Source organism: Massilia psychrophila (assembly GCF_002760665.1).
Taxonomy (GTDB): domain Bacteria; phylum Pseudomonadota; class Gammaproteobacteria; order Burkholderiales; family Burkholderiaceae_D; genus JAFCUW01.
Window position 1 is genome coordinate 102,092 of record NZ_PDOB01000003.1, and the last position, 15,519, is coordinate 117,610.

Below are 15,519 nucleotides of genomic sequence, written 5' to 3' on the forward strand. Positions count from 1 at the left end.
AAGTGGTATCTTGCGATCGTTCGTCAACAAACATGATAAGGATTTCCATGCGTTTCCTGCGTTTTGCCATTGCCGCCATCGGGCTGGTCGCCTCTACCGCGTTCGCCTCGCCTGCCGATCCGAAGCTGGGTGCCGAATATGTTCAGTTGGGAAGTCCCCAGCCGGCCCAGGTCGTCGGCAAGAAGGTTGAAGTCATCGAATTTTTCATGTACCACTGCCCGCATTGCAACGTGCTGGAACCTTACCTGGCCGAATGGGTCAAAAAGCAGGGTGCCAACATTAACTTCCGGCGCGTACACATGCCGCAGACGGGTCCGAAAGATCCGGAAGCGCATTTGTACCTGACGCTTGAAGCGATGGGCAAGCTCGACGACATGCATGTCAAGGTCTTCAAGGCGATTCACGTCGACCGCGTCCGCATGAACACGGATGCGGTCGTGCTTGACTGGGCCGTCAAGAATGGTCTCGACAAAACAAAATTCCTCGACGCCTGGAATTCTTTCGGCGTCATGACCAAGCTGAACCGCTTGCCGAGTGTCCTTAACGCCTACAAGGTCAACTCGGTGCCGACACTGGTCGTCGATGGCCGCTTCATGACGTCGCCGTCGGTGGTCGATGCGGCAAACAAGGGCATGAACGAGGCCGCGCTGTCGAAGGCGACCGTACAAGTACTCGATGGCATGGTGGCGAAAGTGGCCAAGACAAAATGAGCGATGTCGAACGGGAAGTCCTGAAGATGTACGACCGGTCCAAGCCGGTCGACGAGGACTTGTTTGAAACCAGCAACGTAAACCAGCTGGCGTGGACCCTGGTGGCGCTGCTTGCCGGCCTCGTCATGTGGCTATGCATCGCGCTGGTGAACGCCGAAAACCAGCGCCATGCACTGATGACAAACAAGTGCGCCGATCCGCTGTTCAAGGGCGAACTGGACCAGCAATGCCTGGTGATGGTGCGCTCGCGCGACCATTGGTGGCAGCACCTGGGCTACGCGCTGACACACGTGACGCCTGCGGCGGCGCCGAAGTAAAGGAGAACATTAAAAACTTCGCTGCGGCGAAGTTTTTTTTCGCCCCCTTACGCCGGCCAGCGCAGCACAAACCGTGCCCCGCCGAGGGTGGATGGCTCGGCGGCGACCGCGCCGCCATGCTGCTCGAGCGCCTTGCGCGCAATCGACAGCCCCAGGCCGAAGCCGCCGGTCGCGCGGTCGCGGCTGCGGTCGAGCCGGTAAAGCGGCTCGAAAATGCGCTCCCGTTCCTCCTGCGCAATACCGGGACCATCGTCCTCCACCACGATCTCGACCATGTCGACCTTGCGCGCCGCCATGGCGATGCGCGAGTGCGCATATTTGCGGGCATTGCGCAGCACGTTGCCGATCGCCCGCATCAGCAGTCGCTGCTCGCCGCCGACGTTGCGCAGGGCGGGATCGATGTCGACTTCGACTTCGATCCCAGCCCCGGCCCCGGCCTGCCCATCGAGTAAGGCAAGGCATTCGGCCAGCGCCGGCGCCAGCGCGAACGGCGTCGACTGCACGGTTCGCTCGCTGCCGATCCTGGCCATTCCGAGCAGTTCTGCCACCAGCGCGTCGAACTCGGCCAAGTCGCCTTGCATGGCGTCGATACGCGCCGCCAGCGCGGCGTCGGGCGCGGCCAAGCGCAGCAGTTCGATCGCGAATTCAAGCCGCGCGATCGGCGTGCGCAGCTCGTGCGATACCGAATGGAGCAGGCTGGCCTGCGACGCGACCAGGCTTTCGATGCGCCCGGCCATGTGATTGATGCATTGCGCCAGCGGGTAGATGCTGGCGCCGCTGTTGACGTTGGTGCGCGAGGACAGCTTGCCGGCGCCGATCTCGTCCGCTACCGTCGACAAAGCCTGCAAGCCCTGCCAATGGGCGCGCGACCATAGCGCAATCGGAATCAGCAAGGCCAGCGCGACGATCGCGTAACACAAAGCTTCCATCTGCAGCGCCACGGCAATGTCGATCGGCAGGTCGCGCGCGTGGATGACTTCATCCATGCTGCCGATGTACTTGTCGCCCTTGACGTCGACGCGCCGGAAGAACGCCTTGTTGGTGGCGTCGAGCACGACGTCGCCGCGCTCGAGGGCGCCCTGCTGGCGCGCTGGTGAGCGGCATCAGTTCGAGGCGAACCCGCGACACTTCGCGCACCTTGTTCAGGCGCACCAGCCATTCGTCGGCCGGGGCCTGGTCGACATAGTGTTCGAGCAGGAAAATTTGCGCCGCCGCCTGGCGCCGCGCGATCTCGGCCAAAGGGTCGCCGAACAGGCGGCTGATGGCAAAGTAAATGGCGAAGGTCGCCACGGTGATCGACAACATCACCAGCACGAAAAAACGGAAAAACAGGCGGTTCACGCCGCCATTCCGGCAGCGCACAAGGTCAACGACATAGTTTTCTCTATGGCCGCATTGGAGCGGAGCCAAGGCGGCACCGCGGGATTACATATTGATGACAATTGGGGGACAAATCGTAGGGGATTTTTCATTGGCAACCGGATAAGGTAACTATTCAGCCGCAGTGAGCCCCGCGATTAGTAGTTGTAAACAATGCTGGTTTGCCGCATCATTCCGCCATGCCACCGAAGCCACCCCGGCCCGATTTGACTCAACTGTCCGATACCGACAAGGAACGGCTCATCGATGCGCTGTTCGCGCGCCTGGACGCGGTCGAAGCGAAGCTGGGCACGAACAGCGACAATTCGAGCAAGCCGCCATCGTCCGACGGGCTGGCCAAGAAGACGAGCTCGTTGCGCGAGTCGTCGGGCAAGAAGGTCGGAGGCCAGAAGGGCCGCAAGGGTACGACGCTCAGGCAAGCAGAGCAGCCCGATGAGGTCGTGAAGCATCCGTTGCCGGGACAGTGTGAACGCTGCCATGCAGCCTTGCCGACGCAGCACGCGCGGGTATGGGCTCGCCGCCAAGTAGTCGATGTGCCAACCGTCGCTTTCAATGTCGTCGAGCATCACGCTTTGGCCCTTACCTGCGCTTGCGGGCAATTTCATACGAGCTCTTTTCCAGGCGGCGTGAGCGAATCGGTCCAATATGGTCCCAACGTGCGTGCACTGGGCGTGCATCTGACGCAAGGCCAGATGCTGCCGTATGCGCGTGCGGCCGAACTGATCCATGACGTGTACGGCCTTGCGGTGTCGCCGGGTACGCTGGTGGCATGGGTGGCCGAGGTGAGCGCTGCCCTGCAGGAAACGGCGAACTTGATCGCCAGCCAACTGAGCGCGGCACAGCTGGTCCACGCCGACGAATCAGGTCTGCGCGTGGCCGGCAAACTCCATTGGCTGCACATCGCCGCCAATGAGACGCACACCTGGTACGGCATGCACGGCAAGCGCGGCATGGCCGCGATCGAAGAGCACGGCATTCTCGCCGGGCGCACTGGCGTACTCGTGCACGATTGCTGGGCCCCATATTGTCGCCTCGACGACAGTACCCATGCCCTGTGCAATGCTCACCTCCTGCGCGAATTGTTGTACGCGAAAGAAACCACCGGCCAGCCGTGGGCGCAGGCGATGACCGACTTCCTGCTCAACGCAAACAAGTTATGCACGGCGGCGCGTGAGCGGCAAATCGTCTTCAGCGCCGACGACGTGCGCGCCTTGCGCACCGTCTACGACAACATCGTGCGGGAAGGCGAAAGGGCCAATCGCGTCGCCAGCGGGCGCGTCAAGCAATCCACCACGGTCAATCTGCTGCGCCGCTTCCGCCAGTACGGCGACGCCGTCTTGCGCTTCGTCGGCAACTTCGTCGTCCGATTTACCAACAACGCGGCCGAACGTGTAGTCCGAATGCCCAAGGTGAAACAGAAGGTTTCTGGCTGCTTCCGCACGCTCGATGGCGCCGAGTATTTCTGCGTCATCCGCTCCTGCCTCGATACCCTGCGCAAGCAAGGCCACAACATGCTTGCCGTGCTGCAGCAGGCCTTCGCCGGCACTCCTATTCAATCAGCTGCATAGCGGCTGAATAGTTACCAGCAGTTTTTCGTTCGGTTTTCCGCATCGGTATTTCCGAACGTTCTGCCCAAGGAAGTCGAATCCTTCCGAGATATGCGTCACGCGGGTTTTTTCTGTTGAGACGCTGCGCAGGCGGGGCACTTGCCGGCATTGAGCTCATCCACAGGATACCCCAGGGCGAGTTTGCAATCGACAGTGCGTCGATTTTTCTGCTTCAGCCTGGCTTAAAACGATGCGGATGCGAATATATTACATGCTTGTTTGCACGCACGAAGCCGGCCAAAGACACACCTGCCTGGTCGGCCATGCGAACCGCAAGTGCGGTCGGCGCAGAAACGGCAGCCAAAACACTAATTCCAGCACGCGATACCTTCTGTACCATCTCAAAACTTGCACGGCTGGTAATGACTGCAAAGCCCGAAGCGGGGCAGGTGCCGGCCCGGCTGAGCGCACCGATCAATTTATCAAGCGCGTTATGGCGACCGACATCTTCCCGTGCCAGCGCCACCCTTCCATCCCACGTAGCCCAGCCGGCAGCGTGCGCCCCGCCGGTTGCCGTGTGAATTAACTGAAGCTGGCACAAGCCGGCCATGGCCGTGTGCAACGCGCCAGCGTCGAGCATGCCGCCGGCGGGCACGGTCATTGGGTCGGGACTGAACTGCTCCAGGCTTTCGATGCCGCACAAACCGCAGCCGGTTTTACCAGTGCGCATGCGCCGCGCTTGCTTGATCCGGAACATGGCTGAAGCGGCGATGCGCATTTGAATTTCGATGCCGCTAAGATGGCTAACGATGTCGATCTCGTAAATATCACTGGCACAGGCAACGAGCCGTTCGCTCACGCTAAATCCTATCGCAAAATCTTCCAGATCCTGCGGCGTGGCGAGCATAACTGCCTGTGAAATACCATTGTAGACGAGTGCAACCGGTGTCTCTTCCACTACTTCTTCGCTGGTGACGTCCTGCACGCAAGTGCGTGGGCCGACGCACCAGCGCTGCACTGGCACGCGCCGCAGCGCTGGCGGCAATTCACGATCGTCTTGCACGGCGTCGTTCGGCGCCATGTTCGTCCGCTCGGGGAATGCATCGAAAGCATCTTCACGCACACCCGGCTCCGGTTCAGACCCTAGCGGCAGCTGCCGCCGCAACGGATCGGCTATCGAGCCGCAACTGCACTTCAATGGCTTTTGCGGCTGGCACCATGCTCGTTTCGGCATGGTGCCAAAGCGGAATCAAGGGATTGCATTCGGGGTAATAACCGGCAATGCAACCGAGCGGAATATCGTACGGCGTAATACGCAAACCAGAAACGCTTCGCGCGACGCCGTCGTCAGACGGCGTGCTGACTGTTACCAAGTCGCCTTCAGCCAAGGCCAGGCGGGTCATGTCATGACGCGATATGAACAGCACCATGCGCGTGCCGTAGACGCCGCGAAAACGATCATCGTTATTATAGATGGTAGTGTTGAACTGACCATCGGTGCGCACGGTAAACAGACGCAAGGTGTCGGGCGCGGGGCGCATGTCCGGGTTTGCGTCCAGCGCGGTTGGGACGATGAAGTTTGCTTTGCCAGTGTCGGTTTTCCAAATCCGTTCGGACGCGGCAACTGGCTTGCGAAAACCGCCAGGCTGCCACATTCTCGCATTAAAGTCGCGAAAAATTTCGGGATAAGTGGCTTCAATTGCCGTACGTACCAGGCCATAGTCGGCGCACCAGGCGTCCCAATCGACACGCGGATTAGGGTCCAGCGTCGCTTTGGCAATGCCGGCAATAATTGCCGGCTCTGATAGCAGCTGCTTGCTGGCAGGCTCGGCTCTTCCGCGCGAGCCATGGATGCAGGCGGTGCTATCCTCGATCGACACCGATTGCTCGATGCCGTTCTGGCGATCAATCTCGATGCGGCCAAGGCAGGGTAATATAAAGGACACTTGGCCATGGATCAAGTGACTGCGGTTGAGCTTGGTTGATATCTGCACCGTCAGGCGCATGTCGCGCCAGGCTTTTTCCATTAGAACGGTCTCAGGCACTGCGCGTATGAAGTTACCACCCAGGCTGACAAACGCTTTTACCTTTTTCTCGAGAATGCCCTGACAAGCTTCGACCGTATTCATGCCTTTTTTACGCGGCGGCGCAAAATTGTATAATTCGGCCAGTTTGTCCAGCGGCGCCAGTTCTGGTTTTTCGGTAATGCCGACAGTGCGTTGGCCTTGAACGTTCGAATGTCCACGCACCGGACAGATGCCTGCCCCGCTCTTGCCGATATTGCCACGCAAGAGCAATAGATTCGACAGCATCTGCACATTCTGCACGCCGTTTCGATGCTGCGTCAGGCCCATACCGTAGACGCCGATTACGGCATCCGCTTTTGCGTAGATGGCGGCAGCTTCCTCAAGCGATGCGCGTGCGAGACCAGACTCGCGTTCGATGTCATCCCAGCGATAGGACCGGGTAGCCGCCGCAAAAGCGACGAAGCCATGGGTGTGCTGCGTTAAAAATGCCTGGTCCAATAAGCGCGCGGTACCTGCTGCAAGCGCTGCATCATCGGCCTCAATCAAACTTTTGCAGATGCCCATGATGGCTGCGATGTCGCCGCCTGCCTTCAGTTGATGGTAATGGGTGCTGATAATGGTTTCATCGCCACTCAGCATTTCGCCTGGCGACTGTGGATTGACGAAGCTGACCAAGCCACGTTCGCGCAGTGGATTGAATGTAATAATCGGCACACCGCGCTTGCGCGCCTCCTGAAGCTGATGCAACATGCGCGGACTGTTGGTACCGACATTTTGGCCGAAAAATAAAACACAGTCGGTCTTTTCGAAATCTTCAATGAGGACAGTGCCAACACCACTCCCAATTGTCGTCGGCAAGGCAACCGACGTGCTCTCATGGCACATATTGGAACTGTCGGGCAGATTGTTCGAGCCGTACATACGCACCATCAGCTGATACAGATACGATGTTTCAAGCGAGGCGCGCCCGGAGCTGTAGAACACGACCTCCTGCGCATTCAAGCGCTTTAGCTCGGCGCCGATTTCCGCGAACGCCGCACCCCAGGTAATTTCCAGATATTTGTTGCTATCAGCATCCCAGCGCATCGGCGCGGTTAACCGGCCAGCGGCCTCCAGCGCATGGTCGCTCCAGCGTTCCAGTTCGGCCACCGTGTGCTGCTCAAAAAATGCAGGTGGCACGCGTTTGCTGGTGACCTCCCAAGCAGTAGCCTTGGCGCCGCTTTCACAAAATTCAAAAGGATGCGGATTAGCTGGCTTTGCCCAAGCGCAGCTGACGCAAGCGTAGCCGTTTGCCTTGTTTTGCAAATTGAGCAAATAGCTGCCTTTTAGAATGACATGTTCGTTAAACAAGCTAGACGCGACTTTACGTACCGAACCCCAGCCGCCCGAAGGTGCGGTATTCGGCTTGATTGTTAACCGGTCACTCATAAGATTAGTCTTTCAATAAAGAACGACGTCAGCACCCTTGATTTTGACAGTTGCCTCATTTAAGTATTTTAATTTATCAATTATTTCTAATTTTCAACGCGATGAAATGACACGTTTTATTAAAATAATTACTTTCAGCCAAATGTCGAACTTTGGAATACTGCCTTGTAAACTATTAAACCGCGCTAAGTTGGGACGCGACAAACACAAAATATTGTTCATGCCAGAGCCAGTATAGGAGAATTGAGGTGTCGCGTATGTTTAATAGCGCACATCGAGTGCGGTTACGCCCAGGATACTGTCAACTTCTGGAGTGTTGTTGCAAAGATATGGACCACCCGGCTTTGGCAATTGGTGCAAATAAATATTTAAAATTATTCATTATTTTTATTGGTTAACGCCATGTAATTGCACGTTTTTCTATTAAAAATCAATCACTTACAACCAATTTTCGAACTTCAGGTGCCAAGGCCCGGGCTTTGTCGCGTTGTTGACAACTACCGTTGATCGAAAAATGAGATCCCCTCGAAAGGGTACAGCGCCCTCAAACTGGACGGACCTGTCCTGCCAGCGCATAAAATTGGTCGGCGAACGAGGTCGTATCTGCGCCATCGATGGCGAACTGGCCCTTGCGGATCATGTGCATGAGCTCGATGCCGGCAAGCACGCAGCGAGCAGAGCGAAATGATTTGAAGTTGAGCATCGGCCTGGTGACCCGCTTAATGGCGCGGTGATCTTGCTCGACAATGTTGTTGAGGTATTTGACCTGGCGCACCACGATCGGCACGTCACGTCCGGCGTTGATCGCATCAATGGCGGCCTTGTTAGCGCCGCTCTTATCCATCACGACTTTCTCGGGATCGCCATTGGTTTGCATGGTCTTGTCGAAGAAACGCTTCGCCGCGACCATGTCGCGCTGTGCGGTCAGCAAAAAATCAACGGTTGGCCCTGCTTGTCGACAGCGCGGTAGAGGTATTTCCAGACACCTTTGACCTTGATGTAGGTCTCATCCATGCGCCAGCTGGCCCCGACCGGGCGCTTGTGTTTGCGGGCCGTCTTCTCGATGAGCGGCAAGAACCGGATCGCCCATCGGTTGATTGATGAGTGGTCTACAGACACGCCGCGCTCTGCCATCATTTTTCATGCCGTGACCAAGGTCGAGGCGAACTGCCAGCGCCACACCGACCGACGCAAGCTGGCGCATCGATTGCGCTTCGGGCGTAGCTGCCATCACGCCGACGTCGATGAAACCTGCTGCCGGCGTCGCGTCAACTGTCCCTGCCAACTTCGTGCGCCAGCGGTAGAGCGCGGCCTCCGACACCAGCTCTGCCTGGCAGAACGGCTTGATTTGCTTAGCGCTGGCAGCAAACCGGGCCAGCCGCTGGCACCATTCCAATTCCTTGCGCGATCGTCTTACGAGCATTGCATGCATGGTCAATCTCTATCGTGTTGAACATGGATGAGATTGTGCCGTCGCGGACGTTTGTCGGATATAACGCCGCTGGCTTACCGCTTACGCGCCGCTGTGCCAATACGTTTCAAGATCAGTTCGTCAACAAATATTGATGACATCGTCCGGCTCGCCTTGCCGGGTGTGAAGCTCACGCACATGGTGCAGGTGCAGGTGCCGGTGCGACTAAACACGCACTACTTCAGCCTGGAAAACAAGGGCATGCTATTCGAGGCGATGCTGAAAACGCAAACGCTGACCCTGGATGACCTGAAGGTCTAACTTTTTTGCCTTGCGCAGTAATCGAGTTGATTGCTTGGACAGGAGGGCGGCAATGCAACATGAAGGACGCCGGGGGGATACGCATGGGGGGTAAAACCGACCATGGCGGGAAGGGCGCAAAGCATGAGGGGCGGGCATACGCGTATCACGACGATGTGACGGAATGCGGCGCGCTTGGTCGTCTCGCCGTAGGCCGCCGGGCGGCCTACGTATGCGGGCAAAAACTCAGATTCTATTTTTAATCGACAGCGCTAAAAATTCAAGCGGCGCAGGCGTTGACTTCTTCCCAGTTAACCAGGCCCCAGAACGATTCAACATACTTGGCGCGGGCGTTGCGGTAGTCGATATAGTAAGCGTGCTCCCAGACGTCGCACGTCAGCAGCGGCTTGTCGCCGGTGGTCAAAGGGCAGCCGGCATTCGAGGTGTTGACGATGTCGACGCCGCCGTCGGCTTTTTGCACCAGCCAGGTCCAGCCGGAGCCGAAGTTGCCCAGGCACGACTTGGTGAATTCTTCCTTGAACTTGTCGAACGAACCCCACTTGGCGTTGATCGCGTCAGCTACTTTTCCGCTCGGGACGCCGCCGCCGGCCGGCTTCATGCCGTTCCAGTAGAAGGTGTGGTTCCATACCTGCGCCGCGTTGTTGAAAATGCCGCCGGACGATTTCTTGATGATCTCTTCGAGCGGCAGGTTGTCGAACTCGGTGCCCTTGATCAGGTTGTTCAAGTTGGTCACGTAGGTGGCGTGGTGCTTACCGTAGTGGAATTCCAGCGTTTCTTTGGAGATGTGCGGCGCCAGGGCGTCTATCGCGTACGGCAGGGGTGGCAGTGTATGTTCCATATCTTGTCCTTTGGTCGATTGAAAAGCGTTAATCACTCACAAACAGATTCTATTGTAAAACGGATGCCGTTTCGTTGCTGATTTGTCTTGCGAACGACGTTGGCGCCTAGACCAGCTTCGCCTGCACGCTGGCCACGCCGACTTCGGCGCTGCCTTCGGCGAGGCGCAGCGTCAGCTTTTCCCCGGCCTTGACCGCTGTTGGTACGCGCAGCACCTGGCCGTGGGCGTCGCTGACAATGGCGTAACCGCGCTCGAGCGTGCGCTGCGGATTGAGCAGCTCGAGCTGGGCGGCCAGCGCGCCCAGCGCATGGCGGCGCGCGCCCATCTGGCTGGCCAGGCTGGCGCTGAAATGGCGCTGCTGCGAGGCGATCTCGGCGCGCAGCGCGCGCACGTCCGGGCGATGGCGCAGGGCGCGCGCGCGCAACTGGGCCAGCGCCAGGCCGTGGCGATTGAGCGGGGCGCGCACCGCGTGCGTGATTGCCGTCGACAGTGCCAGCAGCTCGAGGCGCTGGTGGCCGATGCGCGCCAGGGGGCTGACCAGGCGGCGGGTGTGATTGTCCAGGCTTAAGTTCGCTTCCGACAAGGTGCGGCGCATCGCCCGGCGCAAGTCGGTGCAGTCGGCGGCCAGCGAATTGATCCAGTCGGTGCGCGCGGTGGCGGCCAGCTCGGCGGCGGCGGTGGGGGTGGCGGCGCGCATGTCGGCGGAAAAATCGGCGATGGTGAAGTCGGTCTCGTGGCCGACGCCGGCAATCACCGGCATGCTGGCGCCGACGATCGCGCGCGCCACCACTTCTTCATTGAAACTCCACAAGTCCTCGATCGAGCCGCCGCCGCGGCACACCAGCAGCACGTCGACTTCGGCGCGGCGCGAAGCGGTGTTGATGGCCTCGGCGATCTTGTCGGCCGCGCCCTGGCCTTGCACCGGGCTCGGATAGAGCACGATGCGCACGTGCGGGGCGCGGCGCTTGAGGGCGCTGAGGATATCGCGCAGCGCCGCTGCCTGCGGGCTGGTGACGATGCCGATGCTGCGCGTAAACAGGGGTAGCGGGCGCTTGCGGTCCTGGTCGAACAAGCCCTGGGCCCCAAGTGTTTCCTTGAGCCTTAAAAAGGCCTCGAACAGGGCGCCGACGCCGGCGCGCCGGATCGACTCGACATTGATCTGGTAGTCGCCACGCGCGCCGTACAGGGTGACCAGCGCGCGCACCTCGACCTTGTCGCCTTCGCGCGGGATGAAACCGGCGAACTGGGCGCGTCCGCGGAACATGACGGCGCGCACCTGGGCGGCGTCGTCCTTGAGCGTGAAATACCAGTGGCCGGAGCTGGCGCGGGTGAAATTGGAAATTTCGCCGCCAATCCAAGTCAGCGGAAAGCTACGCTCGAGCAAGCGGGCGACCTGCTGGTTGAGGGCCGTGACGGACAGGACGGGCGGCGCGGCGTAACTGGAATCGGGATCGAAACTGATCTGCATGAAATTGGCTGGGGGAGGGCGTTGTGTCGATTGACCTCGATTATATCCTTCAGCGCTTGGGGGGACCGCCGCGCGAGCCGGCGTGCGGGTTTTGCCTCACTATCTGCCCGGGGTGGCTCGAACAGGCGAGGTGGACAAGTCCTGCGCCGGAGCCTGCCACTAATTTGGGCATGCAGAAAATATTCAATTAAATCAAGCCCTTGATGCAGTGTTACCACCCTTGCGCACAATCTTATCCACAGAAGGTGTGCAGAAGCTGGGACCGATTTCACATTGATGAGCTAACAGGCGGGCGCGAGCCTAAAAAAATCCCGATTTTGCCGCTATCCGGCCACTTGCCTTGTTTTTGCGCAATAGCAAAATAGGTAAACGAATCAAGGCTTTCCGGGGGAGTCAAAGTGCTTGCGCACAATCTTATCCACAAAAGATGTGCAAAACCTCGGTAGCGGAAGTTTGCAGGTGATTGCCTGCCTCAAAAGCGCTTTTTGGCCGCCATATCCCGCTTTGCCCTTTTTTTGCGCAATAGGAATTTTCCTATAAGAATCAAGCTGATGAACCATGGTCACCGCGCTTGCGCACAATGTTATCCACAGAAGGTGTGCAGAACATTTGACGCGATACCGGCGCCGGCGCCAATTCTGCGATGTTGGCTAAATTGCCAAAAACGCCGAACGAGTGTCGCCGCGTTGGCGCCCAAACCGGCGATTCGATGGGCTGGTCCCCGGTATTGCCAAGAATTGAACGGCTGCCTCAAATTTACGCATCAGGAATTTTCCCATAAGAATCAATGTACTTACCGACAGTCGAGTACATTGCTCACAATCTTATCCACAGAAGATGTGCAGAACTTTACTTGCCGTTCAGCTGGCAACAAGATACATTGCCGGATTAACTGATTGCCGCTTTTCACTTAGTTGTCACTTAGTTGTCACTTAGTTTTTTACTTAACTTCAGGAGTTCTTTTGCTCGCCATTCTCCAAGCTGCAGGCTGGCCGATCTGGCCGTTGCTGATTGCCTCCATCATCGCGCTGGCCCTGATCATCGAACGCCTGATCTACCTGCGCCGCACCAAAATCCTGCCGAGGCAACTGCTGGGCGAGGTCATCCGCGTGTATCACAACGGCCAGGTGACCCCGGACATCATCGACAAGCTCGAAAACAGCTCGCCGCTGGGCGCCGTACTCGCCGCCGCGCTGCGCAACATCGATTCGCCGCGCGAGATCATGAAGGAGTCGATCGAGGAAGCCGGCCGCGGCGTCGCCCACGTGCTCGAGCGCTTTCTTACCACCCTCGGCACCATCGCCTCGCTGGCCCCCTTGATGGGCCTGTTCGGCACGGTGGTCGGCATGATCGAGATCTTCGGCGCGCAAAATGCCACCGGCACCAACCCGGCCCAGCTGGCGCACGGCATTTCGGTGGCGCTGTATAACACCGGTTTCGGCTTGGCGATCGCCATGCCGGCGCTGGTGTTCTACCGCCACTTTCGCGCCCTGATCGACAGCTTCATCATCGACATGGAAGGGCAGGCGGTGAAATTCGTCGACGTCGTTCACGGTACCCGCAAATGATGGATTTTCGGCGCGGGCGCAAACGCGAGGATCCGGAAATTAACCTGATCGCGTTCATCGACGTGCTGCTGGTGGTGCTGATCTTCCTGATGGTCACTACCAGTTACAGCAAGTTTACCGAACTGCAGATCACGCTGCCGACCGCCGACGCCGAAAAGGCGCTCGACCGGCCGTTCGAGATCAACGTCACCATCGACGCCAAGGGCAACTACACGGTCAACAACGTGGCGGTGTCCTTCCATGGTGTTGCTGGCCTGGCCGACGACCTGAAGGCGGCGGCAAAAGCCGGTCAACCAGGCGCCGGTCAGCAAAGTGTTGCCGACAAAAGCCCGGTGGTGATCGTCAACGCCGATCAGTTCGCGATGCACCAGATGGTCATCAACGTGCTGGAAGCTGCGCGGATCGCCGGCTACGACAAGCTGACCTTCGCGGCCCAGACCGCCGGCAAGAAGTAAGCTGCAATCAAATGAGCTGCAATCAATTAAGCTGAAATCGTTCCTCGAATCCACGCTGACCCGCGCCTGGCTGCACCGCGGCGCGCTGGCCTGCGCGCTGTGGCCGGTTTCGCTGCTGTTCCATGCCGTCTCGCGCCTGCGCGCGCGCCTGTTCGGCGCCGGCCTGCTTACATCGCACCGGCTGCCGGTGCCGGTTGTAGTAGTTGGCAACATTTTTATCGGCGGCACCGGCAAGACGCCGCTGACGATCTGGCTGGCGGTTACGCTGCGCGCGGCGGGTTTTAATCCCGGCATCATTTCGCGCGGCCATGGCGCGGCGGGCAGCGCGCCGCGCGCCGTCACTCCCGACTCGCTGGCCCAAGACGTCGGCGACGAGCCGCTGTTGATCGCGCGCCGTACCGGCTGCCCGGTGATGGTCGGGCGCGACCGTCCGGCCGCGGGCAGGGCGCTGCTGGCGGCCAATACGCAGGTGGACGTCATCATCAGCGACGACGGCCTGCAGCATTACGCGCTCAAACGCGACGTCGAAATCGTCCTGTTCGACGGCCGCGGCGCCGGCAACGGTTTTCTGCTGCCGGCGGGGCCGCTGCGCGAACCGGTATCGCGCCAGCGCGATTTTACGATCGTCAACGCACCGCTGCTGACACCAAGGCTGGCCGCCACCGTGGGCGGCCAGCCATTTCGCATGCAACTGGCCGGCACGGTGGCCGAGCGATTGACGGCGCGCGCCACCCGCATGGCGCTCGCCGATCTCGCCGATCTTGCCGATTTAAAGGGCAAGCGCATCCTTGCTGCGGCCGGCATCGGCAACCCGGGGCGCTTTTTTGCCATGCTGCGCGCGCAAGGTCTTCACTTTGCCGAACTGCCCTTGCCGGACCATCACGATTTCCTCGACCAGCCGTTTGCACGGGTCGACGCCGACTTCATCTTGATCACCGAGAAGGATGCAGTAAAATGTGGGCAAATTGAACATCTCAGAAACGACCCGAGACTGTGGGTCGTACCGGTGACGGCGCAGCTCGATGGCGCGCTGGCCGAACAAATTGTGGAGAAATGTCGTGGATGCTCGACTGCTTGATATCCTGGTCTGCCCGCTGTGCAAGGGACCGCTCGAATACGACAAGAAGGCGCAGGAACTGATCTGCAAGCCTGACCGCCTGGCCTACCCGATCCGCGACGGCATCCCGATCATGTGGGCCGACGAGGCGAGAAAAGTCGAGCCGGTTTGATGGCCGCCGGCGCACAATTTACCGTCATCATCCCGGCGCGGCTGGCTTCAACCCGGCTGCCCGGCAAACCGCTGGCCGACCTCGGCGGCAAACCGATGGTGGTGCGGGTGGCCGAACGGGCGGCGCAATCGGGCGCCGGGCGCATCGTCGTCGCTACCGACCATGCCGACATCGCCGCCGCCTGCGCGGCCCACGGCGTCGAAGTGTGCATGACGCGCGCCGACCATCCGTCGGGCACCGACCGCATCGCCGAAGTGGCGCGCGCATTGAAACTGGCGCCGGATGCGGTGGTGGTCAACCTGCAGGGCGACGAGCCGCTGATCGATAGCGTGCTGCTGGCGGCCTGCGCCAGCCGTATTTCGTCTGACGTGCCGATGGCCACCTGCGCCCATCCGATTGTCGAGGTGGCCGACGTCTTCAATCCGAACGTGGTCAAGGTCGTGCTCGACAAGAACGGCCGCGCGCTGTATTTTTCGCGCGCCCCGATTGCGTGGCACCGCGACGGTTTCGCCTTGTCGCTGCACGCAATGCCGGCCGGTTATGCGCCGTTGCGCCACATCGGCCTGTACGCCTATAGCAACGAGTTCCTGCAATGCTACCCGACCCTGGCGCCGGCGCCGCTCGAATCGATCGAGGCGCTCGAACAGTTGCGGGTGCTGTGGCACGGTTACCCGATCGCGGTCCACGTCACCGATGCGGCGCCGGCGGGCGGGGTCGATACGCCGGACGACCTGGCTCGGGTGCGCCTGCATTACACCGGCTGAGTCCGCAGCCTTCCCGATCGCGTTTGCCACGTGTGCGCTCGTCCTGTTGCGCATCA

15 protein-coding genes and 2 pseudogenes are annotated in these 15,519 nt (G+C 59.7%); 9 read left to right on the top strand and 8 right to left on the bottom strand.

Annotated features, from left to right (window positions below; all coding sequences use genetic code 11):
* Positions 1–47 precede the first annotated feature (47 nt).
* A complete protein-coding gene (locus tag CR103_RS03435; protein ID WP_099914608.1) occupies positions 48–710 on the top strand; it encodes a thiol:disulfide interchange protein DsbA/DsbL in 663 nt (220 codons plus the stop codon).
* On the top strand, positions 707–1,027 hold the full coding sequence (locus CR103_RS03440; RefSeq protein ID WP_099914609.1) for a hypothetical protein: 321 nt from the start codon (positions 707–709) through the stop codon (positions 1,025–1,027). Before CR103_RS03435 ends, CR103_RS03440 begins: the two co-directional genes overlap by 4 nt.
* Positions 1,028–1,074: 47 nt before the next feature.
* On the opposite strand, the gene CR103_RS03445 is transcribed toward CR103_RS03440, so the two are convergent.
* Together CR103_RS03445 and CR103_RS23190 are read right to left on the bottom strand one after the other, a co-directional pair.
* Positions 1,075–2,082, bottom strand: coding sequence for an ATP-binding protein (locus CR103_RS03445; protein ID WP_229442687.1), 1,008 nt, complete (start codon positions 2,080–2,082; stop codon positions 1,075–1,077).
* Entirely contained in the window at positions 2,006–2,368 is a 363-nt protein-coding gene (locus tag CR103_RS23190; protein WP_229442689.1) for a hypothetical protein, read from the bottom strand. Before CR103_RS23190 ends, CR103_RS03445 begins: the two co-directional genes overlap by 77 nt.
* A 218-nt stretch (positions 2,369–2,586) precedes the next feature.
* Between CR103_RS23190 and tnpC the strand changes: the two genes are divergently transcribed.
* Positions 2,587–3,975, top strand: a complete 1,389-nt coding sequence (tnpC, locus tag CR103_RS03450) for an IS66 family transposase (protein ID WP_099914610.1) — start codon at positions 2,587–2,589, stop codon at positions 3,973–3,975.
* A gap of 211 nt (positions 3,976–4,186) precedes the next feature.
* Here tnpC and fdhD read toward each other — a convergent pair whose 3' ends face one another.
* The 4 genes and pseudogenes from fdhD to tnpA form a co-directional block, all read right to left on the bottom strand.
* Positions 4,187–5,077: a formate dehydrogenase accessory sulfurtransferase FdhD gene (gene fdhD / locus CR103_RS03455; RefSeq protein ID WP_229442691.1), complete on the bottom strand. Its 891-nt coding sequence runs from the start codon at positions 5,075–5,077 to the stop codon at positions 4,187–4,189.
* Between the two features lie 13 nt (positions 5,078–5,090).
* Positions 5,091–7,409 (bottom strand): FdhF/YdeP family oxidoreductase, encoded by a 2,319-nt coding sequence (locus CR103_RS03460; RefSeq protein WP_099914611.1) that lies wholly within the window; start codon positions 7,407–7,409, stop codon positions 5,091–5,093.
* Between the two features lie 544 nt (positions 7,410–7,953).
* Positions 7,954–8,549, bottom strand: a pseudogene (locus CR103_RS03465) (IS6 family transposase); the annotation flags it as partial.
* An 82-nt stretch (positions 8,550–8,631) separates the two neighbouring features.
* Positions 8,632–8,841, bottom strand: a pseudogene (gene tnpA / locus CR103_RS24295) (IS66 family insertion sequence element accessory protein TnpA); the annotation flags it as partial.
* Positions 8,842–8,868: 27 nt separating this feature from the next.
* Between tnpA and tssK the strand changes: the two are divergent.
* Positions 8,869–9,141, top strand: a complete 273-nt coding sequence (tssK, locus tag CR103_RS03470) for a type VI secretion system baseplate subunit TssK (protein ID WP_099914612.1) — start codon at positions 8,869–8,871, stop codon at positions 9,139–9,141.
* Between the two features lie 259 nt (positions 9,142–9,400).
* Here tssK and sodB read toward each other — a convergent pair whose 3' ends face one another.
* Both sodB and xseA read right to left on the bottom strand, forming a co-directional pair.
* Positions 9,401–9,979: a superoxide dismutase [Fe] gene (gene sodB / locus CR103_RS03480; protein WP_099914614.1), complete on the bottom strand. Its 579-nt coding sequence runs from the start codon at positions 9,977–9,979 to the stop codon at positions 9,401–9,403.
* Between the two features lie 106 nt (positions 9,980–10,085).
* Positions 10,086–11,447 (bottom strand): exodeoxyribonuclease VII large subunit, encoded by a 1,362-nt coding sequence (gene xseA / locus CR103_RS03485; protein WP_099914615.1) that lies wholly within the window; start codon positions 11,445–11,447, stop codon positions 10,086–10,088.
* 962 nt (positions 11,448–12,409) lie between these two features.
* Here xseA and CR103_RS03490 point away from each other — a divergent pair.
* The 5 genes from CR103_RS03490 to kdsB are packed head-to-tail and all read left to right on the top strand — an operon-like array spanning position 12,410 to position 15,463.
* Entirely contained in the window at positions 12,410–13,015 is a 606-nt protein-coding gene (locus tag CR103_RS03490) for a MotA/TolQ/ExbB proton channel family protein (protein WP_099914616.1), read from the top strand.
* Positions 13,015–13,470, top strand: a complete 456-nt coding sequence (locus tag CR103_RS03495; protein ID WP_099914617.1) for an ExbD/TolR family protein — start codon at positions 13,015–13,017, stop codon at positions 13,468–13,470. The genes CR103_RS03490 and CR103_RS03495 overlap by 1 nt, the downstream gene beginning before the upstream one ends.
* A gap of 25 nt (positions 13,471–13,495) precedes the next feature.
* Positions 13,496–14,548 (top strand): tetraacyldisaccharide 4'-kinase, encoded by a 1,053-nt coding sequence (gene lpxK, locus CR103_RS03500; RefSeq protein ID WP_229442744.1) that lies wholly within the window; start codon positions 13,496–13,498, stop codon positions 14,546–14,548.
* The gene (locus tag CR103_RS03505; protein ID WP_099914619.1) at positions 14,529–14,699 is read left to right on the top strand and encodes a Trm112 family protein; all 171 of its coding nucleotides are present in this window, start codon (positions 14,529–14,531) and stop codon (positions 14,697–14,699) included. The genes lpxK and CR103_RS03505 overlap by 20 nt, the downstream gene beginning before the upstream one ends.
* A complete protein-coding gene (gene kdsB / locus CR103_RS03510) occupies positions 14,699–15,463 on the top strand; it encodes a 3-deoxy-manno-octulosonate cytidylyltransferase (protein WP_099914722.1) in 765 nt (254 codons plus the stop codon). Before CR103_RS03505 ends, kdsB begins: the two co-directional genes overlap by 1 nt.
* The last annotated feature ends 56 nt before the right edge of the window (positions 15,464–15,519 follow it).